This is a genomic window from Pseudomonas sp. LARHCG127 (assembly GCF_052871455.1).
Genome location: NZ_JBIXJT010000001.1, coordinates 591,808 through 617,718, shown reverse-complemented (window position 1 = coordinate 617,718; position 25,911 = coordinate 591,808). Strand labels below are relative to the sequence as shown.

Genomic DNA, 25,911 nt, shown 5'->3' with positions numbered 1-25,911 from the left:
ACAATGCTGTCGTGCCTATCTCACCGCCTGCGGGCCTGCCCATCAATGGACGATTTTTAAAGCGGGACACTTCAAGGCAACTAAAGCATCCGGCATGAGCATTTGAGGAAAATAATGCGTGGCGCGCGCTCGGTGAGCCTGCCGACCTCGCGAAGAGCAGCCCGACGCTGCAGCATGACTATGCTCTGGAAACAGTCACGTAACGGAGAGTCAGTCCCCATGACTTCGAATCTGGCCGATATTTATACCGACTACATTGCCTGCCTGAATGCACAGGATTGGGACAATCTGGGCCTTTTTGTGCATCAGCAAGTGATTCACAACGCGAGACCATTAGGATTGCATGGCTATCGAAGCATGCTGGAAGCGGATTATCGGGACATCCCCGACTTGCGCTTTGAAGTCGAATGCCTGGTGGTCGACCCACCCAAGTTGGCGGCTCGCCTGGTATTCAATTGCACGCCGGCTGGGGAGTTCCTGGGGCTTGCAGTCAATGGCGCACGGATCGCCTTCACGGAAAACGTCTTCTACGCGTTCGAGGACGGCAGGATCCGCGAGGTCTGGTCGATTATCGACAAGCAAGCGATCGAGGCTCAGCTCCCATCCCTGTAGAGGACTGCTCCAGCGCTGCGAGTTGCAACGCCCCGGGCATCTTATCCGTAGGCAACGGCATCGCGGAAAACCAAATCCACGAAGCAATCGCGCTCGACATCCATTATTCGACGCACCCCGAAGTGAGGAACCTGTCGAGCGCATAGCCTGTGAGCCACTCTGGAGGAGATGGCAATGACACGCACCCGTTTTTTTGGAAAAACCGTATTGGCCTGCACGTTCATCCTGGCGATGATCGGTTGGGGGATCGGCTTCTACGGGCCGCCGATCTACATGCAAGCGGTCATGGAGCGCACGGGTTGGCCGATCGCCGAGGTCTCGACCGCCGTGACCGTGCATTTTCTCAGCGGCACGCTAGTCATCGCCAACCTGCCACGCCTTTATGCACGCTTCGGCATACCCACCATCACCCTGCTGGGCAGCATCGTCCTGGGCATCGGTGTGAACACCTGGGCTCAAGCCAACCAGCTCTGGGTGTTGTATGCCGGCGCCGTCTGCTCGGGTATCGGTTGGGTGACATTGGGGGCCGCAGCCGTTAACACTCTGATCGCCCCGTGGTACGTCAAGGAAAGGCCCAAGGCTTTGGGCAAGGCCTACAACGGCGCCAGCCTGGGGGGCGTGATCTTTTCGCCGCTGTGGGTGTGGCTGATCGAGCGCTTCGGCTTTGCCACGGCGGCGCTGGCGATCAGTGTCGTCGCCGTGCTGCTCATCGGCGCCTTCGCCTTCCTGGTCTTCAACAAAAGCCCACAAGGCCTGGGACAGCATCCCGACCACGCAGACCAGCCGGAACTCGTGCCGGCTAGCGCCAGCGCCGCGCCGTGGACCGCCCTGCAGACGCTCAGGTCGGCCAGTTTCCGTAGCCTGGCGGCCGGCATGTCCCTGGGCCTGTTCGCCCAGATCGGCTTGATCGCGCACCTGTATTCGATGCTGGTGGGACGCATGGGCGCCCATGACGCCTCGTTCGCCATGGGCCTGGCCACCGCCAGTGCGATGGGCGGGCGATACGTCGCCGCACGCCTGATGACCCAGGGTATGAACCGCCGGCAGCTGGCCTGTCTCGGGTATGCCATCCAGATGCTGGGCACACTGATGCTTCTGGGCCTGGACCTGCACCCGACGGTGGCCTGGATAGCCGTGGTGCTGATCGGTTCGGGCATTGGCAATGCGACGTCCTTGCCGCCCCTGATTGCCCAGGTCGAATTCAGCCGTGAACACACCGCCAGGGTGATCGCCCTGATGGTTGCGATCAGCCAGGCCACCTATGCCTTCGCCCCAGCCTTATTCGGCCTGTTGCGCACCATCTCCATCGATCCGAATCACGCCATCGTCGCCGTCGTGGCAGCAGCCGTCACCGTGCAGGTGCTCGCCATCGTGTCATTCTATCGGGGCGTATCCGCTCGCCCCTTCAAGAAAGCCGTTTGCTGACCCTATTCCCCCGGGGCGTTGGAGACCTGTACACCGGCATCGAAACCCGTCTCGTATTACTTTTGCTTATCCATCATCAGCACTATGAACAGCACCTGCCGAAAAACTCCTTGAGAATGCCCGCTTATCCATCAATCAGGTGAATCGACATGTCAGGCGAAAAATCGATAGCGAAACTGCTCAGCGGCATGCGCCCCTCACTCAATGAAGGCGATTACGTCTTCTGCTGCGTCGCTGACCCGGACTTGGTCAAAGGCGAAGAGGTGCTTGGCAGCTTCCGCGAAAAAGAAGGCCTGACCGTGATCATCGAACGCAGCAGAGCCTTGGCCTTGGGGCTGGACTTTGACTACGTCGCCGCCTGGATCACCTTGACCGTCCATTCGGCCCTGGATGCCGTGGGCTTGACCGCAGCCTTCGCAACGGCCTTGGGAAATGCCGGCATCAGTTGCAACGTCATCGCGGCTTACTACCACGACCATATCTTCGTGGGGCGGGAAGATGCGCAAAGGGCCATTGAAGTGCTGGAAGCGCTTGCTCGGTCGGGAGGTAGCGACGATTGCCGGTAATCTCCAGAGACTGCACCTACGCCCACCCTTCAAGCCGCAACGTGGCCCGCACCAGGCGTTGTTCTTCGTTTTCGATTTCCTTGAGGTGTTCGCAGATGCTCTGGATGTGGGCGATGGCGGCCTTGCGCGCCTGCTCCGGCAGTCGACCGGTCACGGCGTTGTAGAGCCGGGCGTGTTGGCGGTCGATCTGACGCTTCTGCGGTTCACGGTGGTAGAGGTTGTTGACCGAGGCAAACACTGAAGTGAGCAACAAGTCCGTCAGCGAACGCAAGGTTTGCACCAGCACCGGATTGTGTGAAGCCTCGCAGATCGCCAAGTGAAATGCATGGTCAAGCCGGGCATGGGCGCTGGCCTCCAGGGACCGGTCGTGGGCATCGAGCAAGGCCTCGTAGCTGCGGGTGATAAGGACGAAATCCGCTTCGGTCCCACGCAACGCCGCCAGACGCGCGGACTCGCCCTCCAGCAGGCTGCGGACCTCGAACAAGTCATAAAGCGTGCGTGGCTGTGAGCTGAACAGGTGCATCAGCGGCGAGGCCAAGCCGTGCCCGGACAGGTCGGCCACGAATGAGCCCTTGCCTTGCTCGGTCTTGATGATCCCGCGCGCGCGCAGCAGCTTCAGTCCTTCGCGAAGGGCGGTGCGCGAGACGCCGAGTTTTTCCGTCAACCGCCGCTCCGAGGGCAACAGCTGCCCGGTCTTGAGCACGCCGTCGACGATCAGGCGCTCGATGCGTTCACAGACCACGTCGGCGACCTGCGGGTTACGGCTGGTTTCTGCGCTGTCCATTGAATCTCCAACTGGTATGACCAGCTTCGGAACAGGCTCTACGCCCATCGAACAAAATCAATAAATCATTGTTTATTAAAGAATTTATTCGACCTACAAAAATAACCTGATGAATAAACTGGTTCGACCAGACCAACAGCCCATAGACAGTAGAACGCCCCGGGCCAATGATGCAAGTCAGCCGTATCGGAACAGACCTCAAATAAAAACAACTGAGTGTCGGCCACGAACCATGAACATTCTCTACGATGAACGTGTCGACGGCGTCCTGCCTGACGTCGACAAAAACGCGCTGCTACAGGCCCTGCAAGCCCAGCTGCCGGACCTGGAAATCCTGCATCAGCGCGAAGCACTCAAGCCGTACGAATGCGACGGGCTCTCCGCTTACCGCACCACGCCCATGCTGGTCGTGCTGCCGCGCCACGTCGACGAGGTCCAGGGCGTGCTGCGGCTCTGCCACGAGCGCAACGTGCCTATCGTCGCCCGTGGCGCGGGCACCGGTTTGTCCGGCGGTGCGCTGCCGTTGGAAAAAGGCGTGTTGCTGGTAATGGCGCGTTTCAACAACATCCTGCACATCGACCCCGCCGCCCGTACCGCGCGGGTTCAACCGGGCGTGCGTAACCTGGCGATTTCCCAGGCGGCCGCGCAGTTCGGCTTGTACTACGCGCCGGACCCCTCCTCGCAGATCGCCTGTTCCATCGGCGGCAATGTCGCGGAGAACGCCGGTGGCGTGCATTGCCTCAAGTACGGGCTGACCGTGCACAACCTGCTCAAGGTCGACATCCTCACCGTCGACGGCGAACACCTGACACTGGGCTCCCAGGCCCTCGACTCGCCCGGGTTCGATCTGCTGGCATTGTTCACCGGTTCCGAAGGCATGCTCGGGGTGATCACCGAGGTCACGGTCAAGCTGTTGCCTAAACCGCAAACGGCCAAAGTGCTGCTGGCGGCCTTTGATTGCGTTGAAAAGGCCGGTCGCGCCGTGGGTGACATCATTGCCGCCGGCATCATCCCGGGCGGCCTGGAAATGATGGACAACCTGGCCATTCGCGCCGCCGAAGATTTCATCCATGCCGGCTACCCAGTGGATGCCGAAGCCATCCTGCTGTGTGAACTCGACGGCGTGGAGGCCGACGTCCACGACGACTGCAACCGCGTGCGCCAGGTATTGGAACAGGCCGGCGCCACCGAAGTACGCCAGGCTCGCGACGAGGCCGAGCGCGTGCGTTTCTGGGCCGGACGCAAGAATGCGTTTCCGGCGGTGGGCCGCCTCTCGCCGGATTACTACTGCATGGACGGGACGATCCCGCGCCGGGAGCTGCCCGGTGTGCTGCGCGCCATTGCGGCGTTATCGGCCGAGTATGGCTTGCGGGTGGCCAATGTTTTCCACGCCGGCGACGGCAACATGCATCCGCTGATCCTGTTCGATGCCAATCAACCGGGCGAGCTCGATCGCGCCGAAGCCTTGGGCGGCAAGATTCTCGAATTATGCGTGAAGGTTGGCGGCAGCATCACCGGTGAACACGGTGTCGGCCGCGAGAAGATCAACCAGATGTGCGCGCAGTTCAACAGCGATGAGCTGACCGTGTTCCATGCCGTCAAAGCCGCGTTCGATCCAAGCGGGCTGCTAAACCCCGGCAAGAACATTCCGACGCTGCATCGCTGCGCCGAGTTTGGCGCCATGCACGTTCATATGGGGCAGTTGCCCTTCCCCGACCTGGAGCGTTTCTGATGGGCAGCGCACAGGATTTCGACGACAGCGCAGCGCTGCTGGAACAGGTCAACCAGGCGCTGGAGAACGCCACCCCGCTGCGTATCCAGGGCGCCAACAGCAAGGCATTTCTTGGCCGTAGCGTAACAGGTGAAATACTCGACACCCGCTCGCACCGGGGCATTGTCAGCTACGACCCGACTGAATTGGTGATCACCGCTCGCTGTGGCACGCCATTGGCAGAATTGTCCGAAGTGCTCGACGCGTCGCAGCAGATGCTGCCTTGCGAACCGCCCGCCTTCGGTGAAAACGCCACCGTCGGCGGCATGATTGCCTGCGGCCTCTCAGGGCCACGGCGTCCCTGGTCGGGCTCGGTGCGCGACTTCATCCTCGGCACACGGGTCATCACGGGACAAGGCAAGCACTTGCGCTTCGGCGGCGAGGTCATGAAGAACGTCGCCGGCTACGATCTGTCGCGCTTGATGGCCGGCAGCTACGGCTCGCTTGGCGTGGTGACCGAGGTGTCCCTCAAGGTCCTGCCAAAACCGCGACAGACCTTGAGTATCAGCCTGGAGATGGACGCCGCCCGGGCCTTGTTGCGCCTGGCGGAATGGGGCCAGCAACCGCTGCCGATCAGCGCCGCGTGTCACGATGGCCAGCGCCTGCACCTCAGGCTCGAAGGGGGCGAAGGCTCGGTGGCGGCGGCTCATGACCGTTTGGGCGGCGAACGGCTGGATTCTGCGTACTGGCAAGACCTCAACGAACATCGGTTGGGTTTCTTCGATGAGGACCTGCCGCTTTGGCGCCTCTCCCTGCCCCACGACACGCCTCGGCTGCCCCTGCCGGGCGTGCAATTGATCGATTGGGGCGGCGCCCAGCGTTGGCTCAAATCCGCGGCCGAAGCGACCTTCATTCGCTCGGTCGTGGAGAAAGTCGGCGGGCATGCGACCTGCTACACCCCTGGCCTGATCGACAGCCCCTTCCAACCGCTGCCCGAGGCCCTGATGCGCTATCACCGGAACTTGAAGCGACAACTCGATCCACGGGGGCTATTCAACCCTGGGCGCCTGTACGCGGAGCTTTGAACCATGCAGACCACTTTGAGCGACGACGCCCGCCAGCTACCCCGCGCCGAAGAAGCCGAGCGCATTCTGCGCAGTTGCGTGCACTGCGGTTTCTGCAATGCCACCTGCCCGACCTATCAACTGCTGGGTGATGAGCTGGATGGCCCACGGGGCCGAATCTACCTGATCAAGCAGGTGCTAGAAGGCAACGAGGTCACGGGCAAAACCCAGCAGCATCTGGATCGTTGCCTGTCCTGCCGCAATTGCGAAACCACCTGTCCTTCCGGCGTCGACTACCACAACTTGCTGGACATCGGCCGGGCGGTGGTCGATGCGGCAGTGCCGCGCCCGCTCGGCCAGCGTCTGTTGCGCGAGGGGTTGCGCGGCGTGCTGCCCAATCCCGGGCTGTTCAAAGCGCTGGTGCGCAGTGGCCAGGTGTTGCGCGCGGTGCTGCCCAGCACGCTGCAAGTCAAGTTGCCGCGCAACGTGCATCCGGCGAAGCCACGACCGACCACCCGTCATGACCGGCAAGTGCTCATGCTTGAAGGCTGCGTGCAACCGAGCCTGTCGCCCAATACCAATGCGGCGGCTGCGCGGGTACTGGATCGGTTGGAAATCAGCGTCACCACGATTGGCGAGGCCGGTTGTTGCGGTGCGTTGGACTATCACCTGAACGCCCAGGCCACCGGCCTCGACCGTGCCCGCCGCAACATCGATGCCTGGTGGCCGCGCATTGAAGGCGGTGCCGAGGCCATCGTGCAAACCGCCAGCGGCTGCGGTGCCTTCATCAAGGAGTATGGTCATCTGCTCAGCAGCGATCCGGCGTATGCCGACAAGGCCGCAAAGGTCAGCGCCCTGGCCAAGGACCTGGTTGAGGTACTGCGCGGCGAACCGCTGGATAAGCTCGGTGTACACGGCGACCAGCGCCTGGCCGTTCACTGCCCCTGCACATTGCAGCATGCGCAAAGACTCGGGGGCGCGGTCGAAACGATCCTGGAAAAGCTTGAGTTCAACCTGGCACCGGTGCCCGACAGCCACCTGTGCTGCGGCTCGGCGGGCACTTATTCACTGACCCAACCCGAACTGGCTCGGCAACTGCGGGACAACAAGCTCAACGCCCTGGAAAGCGGACGCCCCGACGTCATCGTCACCGCCAATATCGGCTGCCAGTCCCACCTCGACGGTGCTGGACGAACCCCTGTCAGGCACTGGATCGAGCTGGTCGAAGCCGCGCTGCCTTGACCGAAAAAATCGGAGGGGCTTCAAATCGCCTTGGCATGCCTGGGTAATGCCATGGAAATCAGCGCGGCCAGCAATACGAAGGCGCTCGAGATCCACAAGCACGTTTCCAGACCGTACAACTGATAGACCCAGCCGGAGAGTACGGTGCCAATCAGTCGTCCCAGGGCGTTGGACATGTAGTAGAAACCCACGTCCAGCGACACGCCGTCTTCCTTGGCGTAGGACACGATCAGGTAGCTGTGCAGGGACGAATTCACCGCGAACAGCACGCCAAAGACCATGAGGCCGCCGAGCAGTACCGTCTGTGGCGACCACCCGGTGTCGAGCCCAAGGGCAATCAAGGCTGGCAGGCCCGCCAGGGCAAGGGCCCACCCAAAGGCTGCACGACCATCCGGCACATGCCCGCTTTTCTTGCCGGTGATGTGGGGGGCGAAGGATTGCACGATGCCGTAGCCCATCACCCAGGCCGCCAGGAAGCCACCGACCTTCCAGAAATCCCAGCCGAATACGTGGCTCAAGTACACCGGCAAGGCCACCACGAACCAGACATCCCGGGCGCCGAACAGGAACATCCGCGCCGCCGAAAGAATGTTGATTGCCCGGCTTTTGGACAAGAGATCCCGAAACTTGGGCTTGGCTTTGGCCTTGCCCAGGTCCTTCTTCAATAACATCAAACTGCTGGCCCAGATCAGCGCCAGGACAGCCGCCATGGCCAGCAACGCACCTTTGAAACCGATCAAGGCCAGCAAGGCGCCGCCAAGAAAGAAGCCGACGCCCTTGAGGGCATTCTTCGAGCCGGTGAGGATCGCCACCCACTTGTAGAGCTTGCCTTGCTGCCCATCGGGGACCAGCAACTTGATCGAGCTTTTGGCACTCATCTTGTTCAGGTCCTTGGCGATCCCCGACAGCGCCTGGGCCCCCATCACCCAAGGGATGGTCAGCCAGGCCAGCGGAACCGTGAGCATCAGCAGCGCCGCGACCTGGAGGCCCAGCCCGATGTTCATGGTCCGGTTCAGACCCAATCGAGCGCCCAGATAACCACCCACCAGGTTGGTGATCACGCCAAAGATTTCGTAGAACAGAAACAACGCGGCGATTTGCAGCGGGCTGTAGCCCAACGCGTGAAAGTGCAGCACCACCAACATGCGCAGGGCGCCGTCGGTGAGGGTGAAGGCCCAGTAGTTACCCGTCACGAGCAGGTACTGCCGCACTTCCGGAGCAAGGGCTGACAAGGCTTTCATGACCGCTCCTTAGTTTGCCAGACCGACCAGCCTGGCCAGCTCGACGGTGCGGTTGGCATAACCCCATTCGTTGTCGTACCAGGCATAGAGTTTGACCTGGGTGCCATTGATGACCATGGTCGACAGCGCATCGATGATCGATGAGCGCGGGTCGGTGCGGTAGTCGATGGATACCAGGGGGCGCTCTTCGAAACCGAGGATATCTTTCAGTTCGTTCTCGGAAGCGTTCTTGAGGAATTGATTAACTTCTTCGACAGTGGTGGCCCGCTCGACTTCAAAAACACAGTCGGTCAGCGAAGCGTTGGCCAGCGGCACGCGCACGGCGTGACCGTTCAGGCGTCCACGCAGCTCCGGGAAGATCTCGGCGATGGCCGTGGCCGAGCCGGTGCTGGTGGGAATCAGGCTCATCCCCGAAGCACGGGCACGACGCAGATCCTTGTGCGGCTGATCGAGGATGCTCTGGGTGTTGGTCAGGTCATGGATGGTGGTAATCGAGCCGTGGCGAATGCCGAGCTTTTCATGGATGACTTTCACCACGGGCGCCAGGCAGTTGGTGGTGCACGAAGCCGCGGTGACGATGCGGTGCAACGCAGGGTCGAACAGGTGCTGGTTGACGCCCATGACCACGTTCAACGCACCGCTCTCCTTCACCGGCGCGCAGACCACTACCCGCTTGACGCCTTGATCCAGGTAGGCCTGCAACACGGCCACGGTTTTCATCTTGCCGCTGGCCTCGATCACCAGGTCGCAGCCTGACCAATCGGTGTCGGCGATCGCTTTGTTGGCCGTGACCTTGATGCGCTTATTGTCGATAACGACGCTGTCGTCTTCGACGCTGGCTTCATTGTTCCAACGGCCATGCACCGAGTCGAAGTTGATCAGGTGCGCATGGGTCGCCGCGTCGCCCGCTGGATCGTTGATCTGCACAAATTCAAACTCTGGCCAGCTCCACGCTGCTCGCAGAGCGAGGCGACCGATTCGACCAAAACCATTGATGCCTACTTTGATAGTCATGTTGTTGTGCTCTGTCTCTGTTGTCCGCGGGGGGGGGCCTGGCTCGGGTTGGCGTGGCCATTGCCACTTTCGGCCTATCGTTCGGAGGCGATACCAAACGACCTAGTTTGCAGAGCACATGGCTGTGCGTCCACGAAATGCTTCGGGTCGGTGAACGCCTGCCCGCGCTGCACCGCCTCGAAGAGCTCGGGGTAGGCCCTGTGGCGAGGGAGCTTGCTCCCGCTGGGTTGCACTGTAGGAGCTGCCGAAGGCTGCGATCTTTTGATCTTTCGCTTGAGATTCAAATGTCTGGGGAAAGATCGCAGCCTCGCTTCGCTCGACAGCTCCTACAGTGCAGCCCAGCGACATCTACTGTCAGTACGACATTCGGCTCAAGCCGGATTGGAAACAGCCAGCTTGAGCCCAAACGCGACAAAAACACCGCCCGTGAGCCGATCAAGGGCCTTCAGGGCCGCCGGGCGTTTCAGGAAATTGCTCAGTGGCACCGTCGCCGCCACCAGAATGCCGAACCAGGCCAACGTCAACAGCACATGTAACGCCGCAAGGAAGAAGGAGTAACTGGCCACGCTCGCGCCACTCGGGACAAACTGAGGCAGGAACGTGATGTAGAAGACACCTATCTTGGGGTTCAGCAGGTTCGTCAATAAACCGCGGATAAAGGCGTCACGCGCAGACGCGGCCACGCTCTCGCTCCCCTGCCCTTGCAGCGTTGTCCTGGGCCGCAGCAGCAGTTTGACGCCCAACCAGACGAGATAAGCTGCACCGACAATTTTCAGCGCAAGGTAAGCCCACTCCGAAGCGTGCAACAAGGCCCCGAGCCCCAGTGACACCGCGGCGCCCCACACCAGGCAGCCGAGCACGATACCGAGGGAAGCCATCGCCGCCGAACGTCGACCGCCAGTTGCGGTAGCGCGAAGCACCATGGCGGTGTCCACGCCGGGGGTCACCGTGAGCACTGACGCAGCGGCGATGAAGGCAAGCAGCAGGGATAAGTCGCTCATCTGGATGTCCATGGCAGTTGGAAGCCGGTCCGGCTACCCACTCTAATGAGCCACTTGGAGTCTGGTCAAACGTTCCGTGTATCCATCACACCGCCGCAGCCGCACCCACCCTTGAACGCCAGGCAAAAGCCAACACCATCAACAGCCCCAGGCCAGCCACTGCCGCTCCGGCCAGGGAAATCGCGGGATAACCCAACCCCGCGTTGATCACCGCGCCGCCCAGCGCCGCGCCAATCGCGTTGCCTAAGTTGAAGGCACCGATATTCACTGCCGAGGCCAGGTTAGGCGCGTCCTTGGCGGCTTCCATCACGCGCATTTGCAAGGGCGGCACCAGGGCAAAACTGGCGATGCCCCAGATCAAGATGGCGACCGCTGCTGGCAGCGGCCAGCGCATCAATACGGTGAAGGCCAGCAAGACAAGAATCAGCACGCTCAGCGAAACGATCAAGGTGCGGTCTATCGAGCGATCCGCGGCCTTGCCGCCCCACATATTGCCCAACGTCAGCCCTACTCCGAACAGCACCAGCATGGCGGTGATGAAAGGGGTGGATGCACGAGTCTCGCTGCTCAGGATCGGGGCGATGTAAGTGAAGACGGTGAACATCGCACCTGAGCCAACGACGGTCAGGGCCAACGCTCCCAGCACCGGACCACGGCCCAATACGCGGATCTCAGCCAGCACACCGATGTTTTTCGGCGCAGGCACATTGGGCAGGGCAAACCACAACGCGGCCATCGCCACCACACCCAGGCCGGTAATCCCCCAGAATGCGCTGCGCCAGCCGAACAGTTCGCCAAACCAGGCGGCCAGCGGCACGCCGCCGATGGTCGCCAGGGTCAGGCCCATGAACATGGCCGCGACCGCGCCGGCACGCTTGTCCGGGGCGACCACACTGGCGGCGACGATGGAACCCACGCCGAAGAACGCACCGTGGTTCAGTGAGGTCACCACCCTGGCGACCATCAGGCTGTAGTAATCGGTCGCCAGCGCTGACATCAGGTTACCCAGGGTGAAAATCGCCATGAGTCCGATCAGTAGATAACGCCGGGGAATCCGCCCGGTGGTCAGGGTCATCAGCGGTGCGCCGAGCAATACGCCAAGGGCGTAAGCACTGACCAACAGGCCCGCGGCGGGAATCGAAACGCCGAGATCGGCAGCGATGCCCGGCAACATGCCCATGGGGGCGAACTCGGTTACGCCGATGCCAAAGGCACCCATGGCGAGTGCGACAAGTGGTGGATTGATACGCATTGGAAGGCTCCTCATCTATGCCGCAGATGCTACGATCCAGCCTTCCCTGGCGGTAGATGGCATTTTTGGCAATCACCTTTGCGTAAGGAGCACAAATGGACTTCAACGGTAGATCAGGTGAAATGGCCATGTTCGTCACGGTGGCGCAGGAAGGCAGCTTGTCGGCCGCCGCACGTGCATTGGGGCTGACCCCGTCGGCGGTCAGTCGCGTCATCGCCCGTACCGAACAACGCCTTGGCACCCGCCTGCTGTTGCGCACCACGCGAGCGATCACCTTCACCGCCGAGGGCGAGGCTTACCTGCGCGGCGCCCGGCGAATCCTCGCCGACATGGCCGAAGTCGAAGAAGCCGTCGCCGACCAGGGCGTGCCCAAGGGCCGTTTGCGGGTCAGCGCCGCCCTGGGTCATGGGCGGCAGACCATCGTTCCTCTGGTGGCAGCCTTCAGCGCCCGTTACCCCAACATCGTTGTCGACCTCACCCTCGGTGATGAAGTGGTCGACATTCTCGGCGGCCAAGCCGACGTGGCGGTACGCTTTGGCCATCTGCCCGACAGCCCACTGACCGCGCGCAAGATCGGCGACACCGGTCAGGTGGTGGTGGCTTCGCCCGAGTATCTAGAGCGCCATGGCACACCCCGGGAACCGGAAGACTTGCTCCGGCACAACTGCCTGCGCTTCAACTTCCGGCGTGCCGAACCCAACTGGCCGTTCACCCGTGACGGCAGAGCGTTTTCCTTGAAGGTCAGCGGCAACATCGAATGCAGCAGTGGTGAGGCGCTGGCACAACTCGCCCGGGTAGGTGCTGGCATTGCGCGAATCGGCGATTTCACCGTGAGCGAGGACCTGCAACGCGGCGACCTGATACCGCTGCTGGAAGAATGGAACCCCGGAGACCGGGAGCCGATCCATGCAGTGTTCGTCGGTGGCTCGGCGATGCCGGCGCGGGTACGCGTGTTCGTAGACTTTCTGCTGGAGCATCATCGGATGTGAACAGCCGCCCTCCTAGAACAGGTGCGAAACATCCTCCCCCGCTTCAAGCCCACGGTAATAATCAATCTTGACCTGCAATGCAGCCACGGCGTTTTGCATGGCAACCACTTCGGCTTGTACCTCCTGCAAATGGCTTTCCAGCATCTGGCGGCGTTGGGCAACCGTGGCATCCCCGGCGCTGCGCAGCTGGGCGAATATCTGCATCTTGCCGATGGTCATGTGAGTGGTGCGTAGACGCAGCAGAAAATCAAGCCACGCCATATCCGTCGGTGCATAGAGCCGTTGCCCGCCGGCCGCTCGGGCGACCGGTGCCAACAGACCTATGCGTTCGTAATAGCGCAGGGTATACGCCGTGAGGCCGGTACGCTTGGCGACCTGATTAATCGTCTGGTAGGCGTTCATAAGCACTGTCCTTGGCCATCGGTGTGGTCATGCAGGGGGCCGTTCACTGGGGACGCGCGGCGATCTTGATGCCTCGTTTGGCGAACACTTCCCGCGCTGCGCTAATGCCATTCAACGCGCTTGGAAAGCCAGCATATACCGCCATCTGGATGATGATTTCAACGATTTCCTCAGGTTGACAACCGACATTCAAGGCTCCCTCTATGTGCACCTTGAGTTGAGGTTGCGCGTTCCCCAACGCGGTGAGGGCCGAGATGGTTGCCAGCTCGCGTGTGCAAAGCGCGACGCCAGACCTGGAAAACACATCACCGTAGGCGAAATCGACTATCCACTCACCCAACTCGGGCGAAATATCGCTCAGCGAGTTCACCACGGTGTTGCCGGTGGCTCCGGTGATTTTTTCCAGGGTCTCCGTGCCCTTCGCTCGTCGATTATCCGGCTCGGTTGCCGGCGCTACAGTTACGCACGCTGAAAGCACGAGCCCGGTTGCAACGCTAAGTTTTTTAAATGTCATGGCCTGTCTCCTTGTTTAAGCCGCACAACGGAACTGGCCGTTTTGGCGGTGCAACAAGAAGGCTATTGGTTAGAGCGCGCTCTAAGTCAAGGGCCCGGTGCTAGGGGACTGTTGTTAAAAGAACGCGTCAGCAGTCCAGCTGCTAAGCTCAGTTTTGCTCCAGACCCTACCCACAATAATTTCTAGACGAAGGTAAGGCAGCATGACCACGGCTCAGCCCCCGGCAACGTCAAAATCCGCGAAATGGCGCTTCAAGCTAGGCATCGCCATCCTTTGTCTGATGCTCTCGCTGTGGTTGTTGGTGCCGCTGGCAGCGGCTGCGGATGTACCCCGCTCCACCATCGCGGCGATCACCGGCGCACTGTTCATCATCAACAAGGTGTTGTTGCTGCTGGTCATCGCGGTGATGGGCAAGGCGGGTTTCCAGGAGCTCAAGCAACATGTGTTCGGCTACGTGTCGGGCCTTGTGCCCAGTGCCGATCTGGAGGTCAGCGTTACCCGCCACCGTATTGGCTTGGTGATGTTCTGCTTGCCCTTGGTGTGCTCCTTTCTCGAACCCTATGTCGACGCTTTCGCACCCGGCCTGCGTCCCAATAGCTGGGCATTGCAACTGCTTGGCGATGCACTGTTGGTGAGCAGCTTCTTCGTCCTGGGTGGCAATTTCTGGGAGAAATTGCGCGCGCTGTTTATCCGCACCGCACGGGTCACGACCGCCGACCCGGTCTGAACCAACGCCCGGATCGCCTCCCCCCGGCGCTCTGTCAGCTGTTCTTGAAATGCCATGACTCGCAGGTACCGACATGCCCGGAACACAGAATCCGCCCGTTTCCTTCGAGCCTGAACGCCAGACTGAACCGCCGCCTGAAAAGCCTGGGCCAGCCAATCCACTGCGGCGCATTGCGCTAGGCGTTGCGATTCTGATCGCCGTGCTGTTCACCCTCTCCATCTTCATGGAGCGACGCACGCCCTCGACGTCACAAGCCGTGGTGCAAGCTTATGTGGTCGAAATGGCTGCCGAGGTGGGGGGCCGTGTGACAGAAATCGCGGTGCTCGATAATGCCCGGGTGACGGCTGGCCAGGTGCTGTTTCGTATCGACCCGCAACCCTACAAGCTTGTCGTCAACGAGGCTGAGGCGCGACTGGAGGAAACCGGCCAAACCTTGGGTGCCAGTACTGCCTCGGTGGATGCCGCCCAGGCACAGCTGGTGTCGGCGCGGGCGCAGCGCGACAACATACGTGAGCAAGCCCGGCGGGTAAATCAATTGGTCGAGCGCGGTGTGTTCGCCCCCGCCCGCCAGGATGAATCCAAAGCCTCGCTGAGCTCCGCCGAAGCGGCCGTGAGCAAAGCCCAAGCCGACCTGGAACGGGCGCGCCAGCAACTGGGGCCCAAAGGCAACGACAACCCGCAATTCAAGCAAGCCCTGGCCGCGCTGGAAAAAGCCCGGCTGGATCTGGTGCGTACCGAAGTCGTTGCACCCGCCGATGGCGTAATCACCAACCTGCAGCTCGCCATTGGCCAAGTCATCAGCGCTGGCCAACCGGCACTGACCTTCATCGACAGGGGTACGGTATGGGTGTCTGCGGCTTTCAAGGAAAACAGCCTGGAGCATGTGCAGGCTGACGACCCGGCGGAACTGGTGTTCGATGTCTTGCCGGGCCGGGTATTCAAGGGCCATGTCGAAAGCGTTGGCTGGGGTGTCGCACAACAAGATAGCAGCAACGCCGCACTGCCCTCCGTGCGCAACCAGAGTGGTTGGGTGCGCGACCCGCAACGCTTTCCCGTACGCCTGATCGTGGAGGAACCGCACCCGATCGGCCCACGTTACGGCTCGCAGGTAACCGTGGTGATCTATACCGACGACAACCCCATGACTAACGCGCTGGGGGCATTGATGACACGCCTGGGCGCCTGGCTGAACTATGTCAATTGACGGGTCAATTGATGGGCAAGCTGCGCTGGAACTGCGGCGGATCAAACGCCAGGGATTGCGCGTCGCCCTGGCCGTGACCGTGGGCTTGTGCACGGGTCTGGTCCTGGGTGACATCCTGCCCTTTCTCGCGCCCTTGTTTGCCACCCAGTTCCTCTTGGCCAGCCGCCGCGCGCCAGCGTTATCCCAGGGGTTGATCACGCTGCTGGTGAGTCTGCTGACCGGCGCGCTGCTGGTGGGTATGACCGGCATGTTCGGTGAGCGGCCTTGGGTGCTCCTGCCGTCGCTGTGGCTGTTTTATTTCGCCTGCTTTACCGCCCAAGGCCGACAACTGGGCGGCGCGGGACCGGCGCTGATGCTGGTGATTGCCATTGTGGTGCCGATGCTCGATACCGTGCAGCGCGATCTGGGCGAGTCCATCGTGCTCGTTCTGGTCAAGGCGGTCAGCCTGGGTTTGCTACTGACCTGGGGCGCCCATGCGCTGCTGCCCGACCCTGCGGGTGAACAGGCCGACCCGCAACGCGCTCAGCCGCGCGAGCTGACGCTGGTGGTTCGCCAGGCCATGGCCAGCGCGGCGATTTTGCTGGCCATGATTGCGCTGTGCCTGAGCGATCCACGATTGGCCACAGCGATGGTCGTGCCCATCACGGTGGCCTCGTTGCTTAGCCAGCTCTCTCTGGACATGAGCAGCCGCAGCGCCCTCGGGCTGGTGATGGTCAATCTGCTGGGTGGGGTCGTGGCTTCCTTGGCCTTTACGCTGTTCGAACTGCGGCCGACCTTGTGGCTGGTGGCGCTGATCCTGCTGCTGGTCAGCCTGCTGTTTGCCGGCAAAGCCGCCGTGGGTAACACCGCTGGCAAGGTATTCGGCGCAGGGCTCATGACGTTCCTCATCCTGTTCGGGCTCGGTGTATCACCGTTGCCGACGGAAACGCCCCAGCTGTTTTCCACTCGTATCGCCTACATGCTGTTTGCGGTTGTCTATGCCATTGGCCTGGCCGCGCTGCTGTGGCCCAGCGCGCGCGTGCAGCCCATCACGGCCACCAGGTCCGGCGGGTAAAACCTTCACTCATGGGTCGCGGGCATATCGTCGACCGGCTGGGCGTGCCGGTTCGGTGTGCTTCGCTGGCTCAGCGAAGCATCAAGAGGAATATCGAGGGTAAAGGTTGCGCCCTGTCCGGCCCCGTCGCTGTGCACGGTCAAGCTGCCACCCATTTCCTGCGCGGCCAGCGCGCAGCTGTGCAGGCCGAAACCGTGACCATCTTTGCGAGTCGTGAAGCCATGGGAAAAAATACGCTTGAGGTGCTCAGGCTCAATCCCATTGCCGTTGTCGGCCACCGTGATGCGCAATGCTCCGTCAGCGAGGAACGCGCTGAAGGTGACGCATGGGCTGTGATCGACCACGCTGTCCAACGCCTGCTTGGCATTGTTGATCAGGTTCACCAGAATCAGCAGCACCCGATGCCGGTCCAACGGCAGCAGGGGCAAGTCGGCAAGGTCCTTGACCACCGTCACCTCCCGGCGCGCCAGTAATCCCGCACTCATGCGCAAGGCATCGTCGATCAGCGCTGCGACTGGCACTGTCTCGACAATACTGACGGCGACGGCATAGGACTGCTGGGCCGCGACAATGGTTTTGATGTGGTCAATGCCCTTGGTGAGTTGCCCGAGCTCTTCGATGATGCCCTCTTGCTCTTCCGTCACCACCTTTGCCAGCTTGAGCAGGTAATCGGGCAGCATCTTTCCCTTGTGGTCGTTGGTGAGAAAATCGCTCAGGTCATGGACGTGTTCGCTCATCAATTGAGCCACCTTGCCCAGCCCCTGGGCCTTGGAGGAACGCATCTGACTGCTGACCAGTTCTGCCGATACGTTCACGCTGTTGAGGACATTGCCGACGTTGTGCAACACAGTCGTGGCGATTTCGGCCATGCCCGCCTGGCGGGATTTTGCATGCAGTTCGGTTTGCACCTGGCTCATGCGTAGCGCCGCGCGCACACGGGCCTTGAGCTCCAGCGGCGAAAAGGGTTTGGCGATGTAGTCATCGGCGCCACTCTCCAGCCCGGAGACGCACGCCTCGCTACCACCGCGGGCGGTCACCAGGATCACGGGTAAATGGGCAAAACCGGCGCTGGCCTTGATCCGTGCTGTCAGGCCAAAGCCGTCAAGCTTCGGCATCATCACGTCCGAAACCACGACATCGATGGCTCGAAGCTGCAGCAGTGCCCAGGCCTGCTCTCCATCCGTTGCGGTGGCGACCGTATAGTCGTCGTGCAACAGTTCGCTGAGATAGCTGAGCATTTCCGGGCTGTCGTCGACCACCAGTACTTTGGATCGCAAGGCATGTTCCGGATGCTGCTCGTCGTCTGTGCCTGGCGTCGATGCCCGGTCGTTGCGACTGCCCTGGCGGCCGTCGTCAAAGCGCAGGTGGCGCTGCTCTATTGTGCTGGTTGTGCTTGGCGACGATCGCTCGTGCATATGGCTGGCTTCGGTCGGCACAGTGTGTTGCTCAGCCCCCAGCGGCAGCCGGACAAAGAAACGCGAACCTCGTCCGGGCTCGCTGTTGACGCCGACTTCGCCCCCCATCAGTTCGGCCAGGTCCTTGACCAGGGCCAGGCCAATGCCTGTGCCGCTGTAATGGCGCGTGGCGGAATTGTCGATCTGGGAAAACCGCTGGAACAGCAGCGGCAGTTTGTCGGGCGCAATGCCAATCCCCGAGTCTTGCACCGCGAGTTCGAATCGCTCGCCATCCATTGGCGTCACGGCCAGGTGCACGGTGCCGCCGGCGGGCGTGAACTTGATGGCATTGCTGACCAGGTTGAGCAGAATCTTCTCGAAGTGTCGGGGATCCAGGAACACCGTGCCGAGCGCGGGATCGATGCTGGCGGTCAACGTGCAGCCCTTGCCCTCGGCCACCATGGCGGCATCCTCGGCCAGCACACCCACCACCGTGTTCAAGTCAATGGGCGTTGGACACAGTTCAAACTTGCCCGCTTCGGCCTTGGAGAAATCGAGGATGTCATTCACCCGGTTCATCAAGCGCAGCGCATTGCGTTGGGCGCGTTCGATTTGCACCCGCCAGTCCACTGGCGGGGTGGTCGCTGCCGAAAGCTGCTCCAGCGGGGCGAGAATGAGGGTCAGCGGAGTGCGCAGTTCGTGGCTGACCGTGGCGACGAAATCGCTCTTTGCCTGGTTAGCGGTCTCGGCCTGGTTGCGCGCCTGAATGAGTTCGACGGCTTGCGCCTCCAGCACTTCGGTTTGTTGGTGCAGCGTGTCGGTCCGTTCGGCGACCATTCTTTCCAAAGAGGCCTGGACTTGCTGTCGTTCGGCCTCGGCCTCGGCCTCCAGCACGCGAATGCGCAGGGCATTCTCCTGGAACACCCGTACGGCGCGGGTCATGATGCCAATCTCGTCGCCGCGTCCGGCGCTGGCGATCTCGGCGTTCAGGTCACCGGCGGCAAGCCGGCGCATGACCGAGGCCAGGGCCACGATGGGCTGCGCGACAAATCGCGACGTGCTCCAGGCGATGGCGCCGGCCAGCAGAATGGCGACGGTGCCCGCAAGTATCGTCGCAAGCATGCTGCGATCATTGTGGATCACGGCGTCGGAGCGCGCTTGGCCTGCGAAGCGCGCCACCAACAGGCCGGCGCTCCGTGCCTCGTTGCGAACCTGATCGCGCGCGCCGCCCAGGGCATTGCTCGCCTGATGGAACCTGGCGAATGCCGCCCGGTAACCGGCAATCTGATCGCTGACCGTCAGGGGCGTAGCCTTGGCCTGCAGCCCCACGGACGAAGGGAGAACCCGAGAGAGGCGGGAAAGCTCGTCCAGAATGGCGCCGACCGAACTGGCGATCTCGGCCGACGGTGACAGGCGGAACGACAAGGTCTGCGCCTCCAGGGTGGCGACACGCTCGGCGAAACGCTTGGACAACGCGGCGGCATTGTGCAGCAAACCGGTGGCTGCCTGAATGTCGCTTGCGTCATGGGCGACCTGCCCCTCCACGTCAGCCAGCATTGTCTCGAGGCGCTCAACCACATCCCCGACGACAGCGAGATGCCGCAAAGCCTCGTCCCCCTGGAGCTTGGGCGCTTCGCCAAGATGCTCGACCGCCCGGCTGGCAGCAGCGAGCGCCGTCGCCAACTGATCCAGGGTCTCTCGCTCCTGTGGCGCCCCCATCAGTTCGCGCAGTTGTTCGACCACGGGCTGGAGTGCCGCGCCGGCACTGCGCGCCGCAGTGGCGGCCGCCCCGTCACCGGTCACCAGCACCCTGGCCACATTGGCGGTGATGATCCGTTCGCCGTTGCGCAGGGTGTCCAGGATGCGATGGGCACTTTCAATATTGCCCGCCTGCGCCGCGTGCTCAACGGCGCGGGACTCGACTCCCTTCAACCCATCGGCGATGCCCTGTTCGACCAAGAGTGTCGCCTCTCGCATCCGGCCGTAGTGGGCTGTCATGTTTTCCGTCTCACCCTCCATGGCCAGGCTCGCCGCCCGCAAGGTGGCGATCGCCGCGGCGAGCCGTTCCAGACTGCCCTTGAGCGATTGCGCCTCGGCCACCGGAATGGCGGAAAGACCGGCGATAGCCGCCGCCACCATGCCTTCGGCCTGGGACAGGCTTTCCTGGTCGCGGGTGGCAATGAAGTTTTCCACCCGTCCGGTGGCCCCGTTGACCGAGGCCAGGATTTCCGCGGAATGGCTGGCGGAATCCACCGCACGTACCATGCCGCGCAGGCCGTAGAGGTTCACCAGCGACACCGCCAGCATCAGGAACACCAGCGCGGCGACCGCCAGGCCAATCCTGACGGCAATGGGCCTGTCTGTGGCGAGTTGGAATGTCACCATGGCCCCTCCCCGCTTCCCGCGCGCCACTACTGTTTGGTAACTTCCGGCAAAGGCGTGGGCGACGCCTTATTGTTGATGGCCGCGTCGATCATTGCCGCGACGGAAGCCTGGCTGTAGAAAGGATTGGCGGCGCCGCCCACCGGCATCGTGGCGAGCCAGGCGTCCAGGTCTTTCCCATCGATACGCACCAACGGCACCTCGACGAACTTAGGCACCTGCTTGCCCGCCAGGATCTGCTGGGCCACCCAGAAACCCACCTGGGAAACGCTCGGAGAAGCGGAGACAGAGACGGTCTCGTAACCATTGGCATCGCGTTCCTGTTTCCACAGGGCGAGTTCATCCTGGCGGTTCCCCATCACGATGATCGGCAATGGACGCCCCGCCGCCTTGAACGCCATGGCCGCGCCATAACCGTCGCCCCCTTGAGTCGCGACGGCATCAATGCCGGGCAGCGACGGCAGCGCCAGCGCCACCTCCTTGCGTGCCACGGAAGCCGTCCAGTTCCCGTACACCGTCTTGGCGAATTTCAGGCCTGGGTAGTCGCCAGCGGCCTTGCGAATGCCGTCGCTGATATTCTTATCGGTGGCATCGCCGGCAATGCCGCGAATCTCCAACAGCGTTCCGTTCCCCTTGAGGCGCTCGGCGATGTAATCGATTTCCACGCGGCCCATGGCGGACCAGTTGTAGTCCACGGTATAGACACAGCTTTCGGTGACCAGGCTGGCCATCACGACCACCACGATGCCGGCGTTGCAAGCGTCGCGGATCACCCCATTGAGGGCCGTGTCGGACGCGGCCAGGATGACGATGGCGTTGGTGCCCTTGACGACCAAGTCCTGGATATGGGCCGCTTGTTCCGATGCGGAGTTATTGGCGCTGACCACCGGAGCCTCCCGGATCAAGCCATCCTTCTGCGCCTGGGCCGCGATCTCCTGCCAGTTGCGCACCATGACTTTGCGGAAATCGCTTCCCGCGTAGGAGTTGCTGAAGGCAATGCTATAGCTTGCGGTCGGGCCGCCAGCGATACCGCCCTCGGCCGCTTGGGCTGGAGGGGTGGCAACCATCGCCAGCCCGGCCACGCAGCCGGCGAGGCGCCACACGATATGGGATACCAAGCCGCTCATTCGGCCACTCCCGAAGAGAACCGAGCAGGAAAAAACAGGCACATACAGACTCCTTTCTTGGGCGGCCGATAATTGAAACCAGTACATTGCTGCAGTGGCAATGAGCATAGTCTCAACATGCGCGCTGCGCGCGGCCATGGAGAATTTCAGCCAACTGAGCGATCCATAAGCTCACAGTGGCGGCGGCACCGGGGTCTTGATCTCAACCGGCTCTACGCGGAGCAATTGCCTTACCACCATCCCGCCACCCAGTGGCGAAGAATGTTTCGCAACCCTTGTTACTCAGGACGTCGAGCAGCGTCGACATTGCGTCGATTGAAGGTGCCGATCATCGGTGTACCGTGAGCACGCATGATCGGCTCGATACGGCGATGCAATGCGTGGTAGCGATAGAACGGCACCCGTGGGAACAGGTGGTGCACGGAGTGCAGGTTCTGGCCGAGCCAGAACCACTCCAACGGTTTGATCCAGCCGGGCATGATCAGGCTGTTGGTGTTCCGGTAACGCGTGGACTCCTGGTAGGGCACGTGGGGGCGATAAGCGAACCAGTACGCGACGAAGTACCCACCGGCCAAGTAGCCGAACACCAGTAGCACCCAGGTATGTTCTCGCTCAATGAGCGCACTGAGCGCGGCACGCCAGCCAATCGCGAACAGCACCTCTGCAATGTAGATTGCCTTCACCCGCCGTGGAGCGGTCGGCCAATAATCGCGGAACAAGAAGGTGTTCTGGACCCACAGGAAACGAAATCCGCACGCCAGGAAAGCGAGAAATCCACCGCTCATGCCATTAACGACGTAGTCCGGATCCTTGTCCGGCTGGTTGGTGAAACGATGGTGGGTGAAATGCTCGACCTTGTGAGTAGAGAACGGCACCATCATCAAAGGCGCGACCAGGTACCCACAAAGATCATTGAGCCACTGCAGTCGATGATGAGCACCGTGAATATTGCCGTGCACGGCCTCATGCAGGGGTGTATAGGACATGTAGGTGACAACGGCATAGATCAGTGTTGCAGTTGGCAGGGACAACTGGCCTGTCGCGAACAGATAAAAATCGCCGATAAGCGATGCCCACACCAGTAGCACCAGTGCCATCGTCGGCCAGGCCAGTTCAGTGGTGTATTCGCGTGCCGTGGCCACGGCTTTTTTATTCAGCGCGTCGAGATCCTGATCCATGGTCGTCCTCCCGGGACGTTCTTATTGTTGGTGGGTTGCGCAACCTTAGTCGGTGGTCATGTACCCTTAGTAGGACCTGGGACGCCTATTGCCATGCATTTCTGGCCAGGCGGTATCACACCGTTGTCTTAGAAGTTTTCGGCATGGGCATACCAAAGCACGCGATCTTCAAGCACCCCGTGGCCATCAGTCAGGTGATGGTGAATTTCGCTGCGCGCTACGGCGTCGATGCGCAGACCTGCCTGCTGGGCACCGGCATCATCGAAGCGCAGCTGCGGGACGCGGACGCCCTGATCGCACGCGAGCAGGAGATGCGCCTGATCGAAAACCTGATGCTGGCTTTGCCGAACATTCCCGCGTTGGGCTTCGAGCTTGGCCTGCGGTACAACGTGGCGACTTTCGGCCTTTGGGGGTTTGCGCTGCGAACCAGCCGCAATGTGCGCGAGGCCGTTCAGTGCGCCCTGCGCTACCTGCCGCTGAGCACGGCGTATTGCCGGTTGGAGATATTCTGCGATCAGCATGAGTACGGCACGAGCGTCGACGCCTCAGCGATCCCGCACCACCTGCGGCAATTCCTGCTGGAACGAGACATGGCGACCAGCATTCGCCTGTTCGACGAGCTCGCGTTGTCGGGATTGCGCCTGCTACGGCTCGAATTTCAAGGCAGCCCGCCGGCGCACGCGGACCGAATCGAAGCACTGAGCGGCATCGCGCCGCACTATGGCTGTTCGCGCAACGCCATCGTGCTGCGTCGGCAAGATGCGGAGTTGCCGCTGCCGATGTACGACGCACATCTGGTCCGGTTATTGGAAGAGCAGTGCCGAGCGCAACTGGAGAGACGGCAAGTCGGCGGCGTCACCGGCCAGGTCCGACAACTTCTGTTGGGGGCAACGGGACTGGCAGCTTCCCTTGAAGAGGTTGCCAATCAGCTGGCGATGGCGCCGCGCAGCCTGCATCGCAGGCTGACAGAGGAAGGCACTACTTTGCGCAAACTCGTCGAGGCGGAGCGTAAACAACTCGCCGGGCAACTGTTGGAAAATACCGAGATGAAGCTGGAGGACCTAGCGTTTCAGCTTGGCTACGCGGATGCTACAGCCTTCGCGCGTGCGTTCCGGCGCTGGTTTGGACAGTCGCCGAACGCGTATCGGAAAGTCTCAACGCGGTGAGCGCGCCTAAAAGACCGGGAGGCAACAGGTGCCACCCAGTCGTTCAGTTACCGTAACGCGGCAGCCCATCAGAAGCGGTAGCTGACCGAAGCACCCAGGCCGTTCGCGCTGTTCTGATACTTGGAACGGTAGGCACCCCGGGTCGCTGAGGTGTGGTTGACCTGCACGCTCTCCTCCTGCAGATAAGAATAGGCGACGTCGACCGTGACATCTTCCACCGGTGTCCAGCCAGCACCGAAGCTGATTACCGTGCGGTCACCTGTGGGAATACGCGGTCCGCGATTGGTGTTATTGGCGGGCGACTGGTCGACCGACAAACCTGCGCGAAGCACCCATTGGTTGTTCAACCGATACGCCGCACCGATGGCGTGAGCCCAGGTATCGTGCCAATTCTGCTCTTCGGTAATGGTGCCGAGCGAGCCGCTGAGCAAAGGAGGCAATCCCGAGTTCTCGATGGTCAGTTCCTTGAAGCGACTCCAACGCGTCCAGGTACTCCCCGCATACAGGGTCCAATCAGCGTTGAGCTGATAAGTCACCGAGAAGTCCACCGATTCCGGGGTATCCACATCCAGCGAAGCGTCATAGCTCTCGCCACTGACGCCCAGCACACTGAAGATTCCGTCGGTGACCTTGGTCTTGGCGTCCAAGTGGTAACTGACCTTGGAATGGTAGGTCATCCCCAAACGGGTTCGGTCGGTAGCCTGCACCAGGATCCCGGCGTTGAAACCGAGGGCCGTGTCGTCGCCAGTGCTTTTGAGTTTTCCATCGTTGCGGCCAGGGCTCAGGGGATTGGGCACCATTCCCGATATTTCACCGCTGATGCGGTTGAGGGTGGGACCGAAGCCAATCGAGACTTTGTCGTTAAAGGCATAGCTGACAGTGGGCTGGAACGTAAGGGTCGTGACCTCGCTTTTGTTGGCGTAATAACGCCCGGCAAAACCGCTGCCATAATCGGTAATCAGGCCGAAAGGAACATAAAAACCAACACCGAACGCCCAGTGCTCATCAATGGGCTTGACGTAGTAACCCATTGGCACCGTGGTCACTGGCACCATATCGCCGTCCTCTTGGCCACCGAAAGTGCTGCTGGTTTGGCTTATGTCGGACTTCGCGAAAAGCATCGCCGCGCCAACGCTCACCTCCTCTCTCTTCAATCGAGACATGCCTGCCGGATTGCCGAAAACGGTGCTCGCATCTTCAGCAGAGGACGAACGACCGGCAAACCCCGATCCCATCCCGCTGATGCTTTGTTCATTAAGAGCGAATCCGCTGGCAAGCACATGAGAAGTTGCGAGCAGAGCGGCGAGGCCCAGTGGGGTCTTGAGCATTATTTTTTTCATTATTTGAACTCTTGAAACAGCAGCTGAGATGGATGGAGCTCGTGAAGAATTGCTGCAGCAACTGGGCAAAGCTGGGCATATCAGCGCTCTCTGAACGGGCTGACAGTGACCCCCGTAGAGGCCTGCCCTGGAAAAACCGGAAGCCTGCCGCGGCGCTGGTTCATGGCGATCTCTCGAGACAGACGCGTCATACTTATTCATGTGACCATTTGTGTCAATAGTCACAACCCGGACAAATAAAGGGGCTGATGCGGCATTGCGCCGGCAGGGTACGCGTTTATCGGAATAGGGCTGCGCAGAAGGGGTTCGGAGGCAATTCAGGAGCGCTGACGACTCAAGGCTGTACTGAAATTGGAGGCGGCTCCCTTGAACATGCATGCAAGGTGGTCCCGGTTTCCAGCGCCCTGTTTAAACTCAGTCGCCCACGGCGGAAGGTGACATCAAACTGCCTGTACATTTTTTGAGCGCCCGTTAAAACGCGCTGCCTGCCTGGCATCAGCGCGGTTATCCACAGACATACTC

General features: G+C 61.4%; 21 protein-coding genes and 3 pseudogenes. 11 read left to right on the top strand and 13 right to left on the bottom strand.

What is annotated here, in order from left to right; genetic code table 11:
* Positions 1-219: 219 nt before the first annotated feature.
* From ACIPQ1_RS02830 to ACIPQ1_RS02820, 3 genes are all read left to right on the top strand, one after another.
* Complete coding sequence (locus tag ACIPQ1_RS02830) at positions 220-612, top strand: ester cyclase (protein ID WP_250961456.1); 393 nt, start codon at positions 220-222, stop codon at positions 610-612.
* Between the two features lie 174 nt (positions 613-786).
* Positions 787-2,037: an MFS transporter gene (locus ACIPQ1_RS02825; protein ID WP_411387254.1), complete on the top strand. Its 1,251-nt coding sequence runs from the start codon at positions 787-789 to the stop codon at positions 2,035-2,037.
* A 149-nt stretch (positions 2,038-2,186) separates the two neighbouring features.
* Positions 2,187-2,603, top strand: a complete 417-nt coding sequence (locus ACIPQ1_RS02820) for an ACT domain-containing protein (protein ID WP_250961458.1) — start codon at positions 2,187-2,189, stop codon at positions 2,601-2,603.
* Positions 2,604-2,619: 16 nt separating this feature from the next.
* On the opposite strand, the gene glcC is transcribed toward ACIPQ1_RS02820, so the two are convergent.
* Positions 2,620-3,387 carry a transcriptional regulator GlcC gene (glcC, locus tag ACIPQ1_RS02815; RefSeq protein ID WP_250961459.1) on the bottom strand — a complete coding sequence of 256 codons (768 nt, stop codon included), beginning with the start codon at positions 3,385-3,387 and terminating at the stop codon, positions 2,620-2,622.
* 232 nt (positions 3,388-3,619) lie between these two features.
* Here glcC and glcD point away from each other — a divergent pair, with 232 nt between their 5' ends.
* The 3 genes from glcD to glcF are packed head-to-tail and all read left to right on the top strand — an operon-like array spanning position 3,620 to position 7,404.
* Positions 3,620-5,119 (top strand): glycolate oxidase subunit GlcD, encoded by a 1,500-nt coding sequence (gene glcD / locus ACIPQ1_RS02810; protein ID WP_411387253.1) that lies wholly within the window; start codon positions 3,620-3,622, stop codon positions 5,117-5,119.
* On the top strand, positions 5,119-6,183 hold the full coding sequence (gene glcE, locus ACIPQ1_RS02805; RefSeq protein WP_446533552.1) for a glycolate oxidase subunit GlcE: 1,065 nt from the start codon (positions 5,119-5,121) through the stop codon (positions 6,181-6,183). The genes glcD and glcE overlap by 1 nt, the downstream gene beginning before the upstream one ends.
* Positions 6,184-6,186: 3 nt before the next feature.
* Complete coding sequence (gene glcF / locus ACIPQ1_RS02800; protein ID WP_446533551.1) at positions 6,187-7,404, top strand: glycolate oxidase subunit GlcF; 1,218 nt, start codon at positions 6,187-6,189, stop codon at positions 7,402-7,404.
* A 20-nt stretch (positions 7,405-7,424) separates the two neighbouring features.
* Here the strand turns inward: glcF and arsJ are convergent, their stop codons facing one another.
* From arsJ to ACIPQ1_RS02780, 4 genes are all read right to left on the bottom strand, one after another.
* Positions 7,425-8,645 carry an organoarsenical effux MFS transporter ArsJ gene (gene arsJ, locus ACIPQ1_RS02795; protein WP_446533550.1) on the bottom strand — a complete coding sequence of 407 codons (1,221 nt, stop codon included), beginning with the start codon at positions 8,643-8,645 and terminating at the stop codon, positions 7,425-7,427.
* Between the two features lie 9 nt (positions 8,646-8,654).
* The gene (locus ACIPQ1_RS02790; RefSeq protein WP_446533549.1) at positions 8,655-9,659 is read right to left on the bottom strand and encodes an ArsJ-associated glyceraldehyde-3-phosphate dehydrogenase; all 1,005 of its coding nucleotides are present in this window, start codon (positions 9,657-9,659) and stop codon (positions 8,655-8,657) included.
* A 371-nt stretch (positions 9,660-10,030) separates the two neighbouring features.
* Entirely contained in the window at positions 10,031-10,660 is a 630-nt protein-coding gene (locus ACIPQ1_RS02785) for a LysE family translocator (RefSeq protein WP_186706241.1), read from the bottom strand.
* An 85-nt stretch (positions 10,661-10,745) separates the two neighbouring features.
* Positions 10,746-11,912, bottom strand: coding sequence for an MFS transporter (locus ACIPQ1_RS02780; RefSeq protein ID WP_207962718.1), 1,167 nt, complete (start codon positions 11,910-11,912; stop codon positions 10,746-10,748).
* Between the two features lie 95 nt (positions 11,913-12,007).
* Here ACIPQ1_RS02780 and ACIPQ1_RS02775 point away from each other — a divergent pair, with 95 nt between their 5' ends.
* Entirely contained in the window at positions 12,008-12,901 is an 894-nt protein-coding gene (locus tag ACIPQ1_RS02775; RefSeq protein ID WP_186706239.1) for a LysR family transcriptional regulator, read from the top strand.
* Positions 12,902-12,913: 12 nt separating this feature from the next.
* Here the strand turns inward: ACIPQ1_RS02775 and ACIPQ1_RS02770 are convergent, their stop codons facing one another.
* Together ACIPQ1_RS02770 and ACIPQ1_RS02765 are read right to left on the bottom strand one after the other, a co-directional pair.
* Positions 12,914-13,303 (bottom strand): MerR family transcriptional regulator, encoded by a 390-nt coding sequence (locus ACIPQ1_RS02770; protein WP_411387248.1) that lies wholly within the window; start codon positions 13,301-13,303, stop codon positions 12,914-12,916.
* Positions 13,304-13,346: 43 nt separating this feature from the next.
* Positions 13,347-13,817 (bottom strand): carboxymuconolactone decarboxylase family protein, encoded by a 471-nt coding sequence (locus ACIPQ1_RS02765; RefSeq protein ID WP_250961468.1) that lies wholly within the window; start codon positions 13,815-13,817, stop codon positions 13,347-13,349.
* 202 nt (positions 13,818-14,019) lie between these two features.
* Between ACIPQ1_RS02765 and ACIPQ1_RS02760 the strand changes: the two genes are divergently transcribed.
* The 3 genes from ACIPQ1_RS02760 (at position 14,020) to ACIPQ1_RS02750 (ending at position 16,802) form a co-directional block, all read left to right on the top strand.
* On the top strand, positions 14,020-14,544 hold the full coding sequence (locus tag ACIPQ1_RS02760) for a transporter suffix domain-containing protein (protein ID WP_446533548.1): 525 nt from the start codon (positions 14,020-14,022) through the stop codon (positions 14,542-14,544).
* Positions 14,545-14,617: 73 nt separating this feature from the next.
* Positions 14,618-15,748: an HlyD family secretion protein gene (locus tag ACIPQ1_RS02755; RefSeq protein WP_446533547.1), complete on the top strand. Its 1,131-nt coding sequence runs from the start codon at positions 14,618-14,620 to the stop codon at positions 15,746-15,748.
* Positions 15,738-16,802 carry a hypothetical protein gene (locus ACIPQ1_RS02750; RefSeq protein ID WP_446533546.1) on the top strand — a complete coding sequence of 355 codons (1,065 nt, stop codon included), beginning with the start codon at positions 15,738-15,740 and terminating at the stop codon, positions 16,800-16,802. The genes ACIPQ1_RS02755 and ACIPQ1_RS02750 overlap by 11 nt, the downstream gene beginning before the upstream one ends.
* A gap of 5 nt (positions 16,803-16,807) precedes the next feature.
* Here ACIPQ1_RS02750 and ACIPQ1_RS02745 read toward each other — a convergent pair.
* The 5 genes and pseudogenes from ACIPQ1_RS02745 to ACIPQ1_RS02725 all read right to left on the bottom strand — a co-directional run.
* Positions 16,808-17,200: pseudogene (locus ACIPQ1_RS02745) on the bottom strand (ATP-binding protein); the annotation flags it as partial.
* A gap of 519 nt (positions 17,201-17,719) precedes the next feature.
* Positions 17,720-18,055, bottom strand: a pseudogene (locus ACIPQ1_RS02740) (response regulator transcription factor); the annotation flags it as partial.
* A 213-nt stretch (positions 18,056-18,268) separates the two neighbouring features.
* Positions 18,269-19,318, bottom strand: a pseudogene (locus tag ACIPQ1_RS02735) (sensor histidine kinase); the annotation flags it as partial.
* Between the two features lie 1,289 nt (positions 19,319-20,607).
* A complete protein-coding gene (locus ACIPQ1_RS02730) occupies positions 20,608-21,705 on the bottom strand; it encodes a substrate-binding domain-containing protein (protein WP_446533545.1) in 1,098 nt (365 codons plus the stop codon).
* Between the two features lie 278 nt (positions 21,706-21,983).
* A complete protein-coding gene (locus tag ACIPQ1_RS02725) occupies positions 21,984-22,883 on the bottom strand; it encodes a fatty acid desaturase family protein (protein ID WP_446533544.1) in 900 nt (299 codons plus the stop codon).
* A 143-nt stretch (positions 22,884-23,026) separates the two neighbouring features.
* Between ACIPQ1_RS02725 and ACIPQ1_RS02720 the strand changes: the two genes are divergently transcribed.
* Entirely contained in the window at positions 23,027-24,049 is a 1,023-nt protein-coding gene (locus ACIPQ1_RS02720) for an AraC family transcriptional regulator (RefSeq protein ID WP_446533543.1), read from the top strand.
* A gap of 68 nt (positions 24,050-24,117) precedes the next feature.
* Here ACIPQ1_RS02720 and ACIPQ1_RS02715 read toward each other — a convergent pair whose 3' ends face one another.
* The gene (locus ACIPQ1_RS02715; protein ID WP_446533542.1) at positions 24,118-25,389 is read right to left on the bottom strand and encodes an OmpP1/FadL family transporter; all 1,272 of its coding nucleotides are present in this window, start codon (positions 25,387-25,389) and stop codon (positions 24,118-24,120) included.
* Positions 25,390-25,911 lie beyond the last annotated feature (522 nt).

Bases quoted from the DNA above. Each gene is read 5' to 3' on its own strand.
- ACIPQ1_RS02830 (WP_250961456.1), top strand. From the start codon at position 220: ATGACTTCGAATCTGGCCGATATTTATACCGACTACATTGCCTGCCTG.
- ACIPQ1_RS02825 (WP_411387254.1), top strand. From the start codon at position 787: ATGACACGCACCCGTTTTTTTGGAAAAACCGTATTGGCCTGCACGTTC.
- ACIPQ1_RS02820 (WP_250961458.1), top strand. From the start codon at position 2,187: ATGTCAGGCGAAAAATCGATAGCGAAACTGCTCAGCGGCATGCGCCCC.
- glcC (WP_250961459.1), bottom strand. From the start codon at position 3,387: ATGGACAGCGCAGAAACCAGCCGTAACCCGCAGGTCGCCGACGTGGTC.
- glcD (WP_411387253.1), top strand. From the start codon at position 3,620: ATGAACATTCTCTACGATGAACGTGTCGACGGCGTCCTGCCTGACGTC.
- glcE (WP_446533552.1), top strand. From the start codon at position 5,119: ATGGGCAGCGCACAGGATTTCGACGACAGCGCAGCGCTGCTGGAACAG.
- glcF (WP_446533551.1), top strand. From the start codon at position 6,187: ATGCAGACCACTTTGAGCGACGACGCCCGCCAGCTACCCCGCGCCGAA.
- arsJ (WP_446533550.1), bottom strand. From the start codon at position 8,645: ATGAAAGCCTTGTCAGCCCTTGCTCCGGAAGTGCGGCAGTACCTGCTC.
- ACIPQ1_RS02790 (WP_446533549.1), bottom strand. From the start codon at position 9,659: ATGACTATCAAAGTAGGCATCAATGGTTTTGGTCGAATCGGTCGCCTC.
- ACIPQ1_RS02785 (WP_186706241.1), bottom strand. From the start codon at position 10,660: ATGAGCGACTTATCCCTGCTGCTTGCCTTCATCGCCGCTGCGTCAGTG.
- ACIPQ1_RS02780 (WP_207962718.1), bottom strand. From the start codon at position 11,912: ATGCGTATCAATCCACCACTTGTCGCACTCGCCATGGGTGCCTTTGGC.
- ACIPQ1_RS02775 (WP_186706239.1), top strand. From the start codon at position 12,008: ATGGACTTCAACGGTAGATCAGGTGAAATGGCCATGTTCGTCACGGTG.
- ACIPQ1_RS02770 (WP_411387248.1), bottom strand. From the start codon at position 13,303: ATGAACGCCTACCAGACGATTAATCAGGTCGCCAAGCGTACCGGCCTC.
- ACIPQ1_RS02765 (WP_250961468.1), bottom strand. From the start codon at position 13,817: ATGACATTTAAAAAACTTAGCGTTGCAACCGGGCTCGTGCTTTCAGCG.
- ACIPQ1_RS02760 (WP_446533548.1), top strand. From the start codon at position 14,020: ATGACCACGGCTCAGCCCCCGGCAACGTCAAAATCCGCGAAATGGCGC.
- ACIPQ1_RS02755 (WP_446533547.1), top strand. From the start codon at position 14,618: ATGCCCGGAACACAGAATCCGCCCGTTTCCTTCGAGCCTGAACGCCAG.
- ACIPQ1_RS02750 (WP_446533546.1), top strand. From the start codon at position 15,738: ATGTCAATTGACGGGTCAATTGATGGGCAAGCTGCGCTGGAACTGCGG.
- ACIPQ1_RS02730 (WP_446533545.1), bottom strand. From the start codon at position 21,705: ATGAGCGGCTTGGTATCCCATATCGTGTGGCGCCTCGCCGGCTGCGTG.
- ACIPQ1_RS02725 (WP_446533544.1), bottom strand. From the start codon at position 22,883: ATGGATCAGGATCTCGACGCGCTGAATAAAAAAGCCGTGGCCACGGCA.
- ACIPQ1_RS02720 (WP_446533543.1), top strand. From the start codon at position 23,027: ATGGGCATACCAAAGCACGCGATCTTCAAGCACCCCGTGGCCATCAGT.
- ACIPQ1_RS02715 (WP_446533542.1), bottom strand. From the start codon at position 25,389: ATGAAAAAAATAATGCTCAAGACCCCACTGGGCCTCGCCGCTCTGCTC.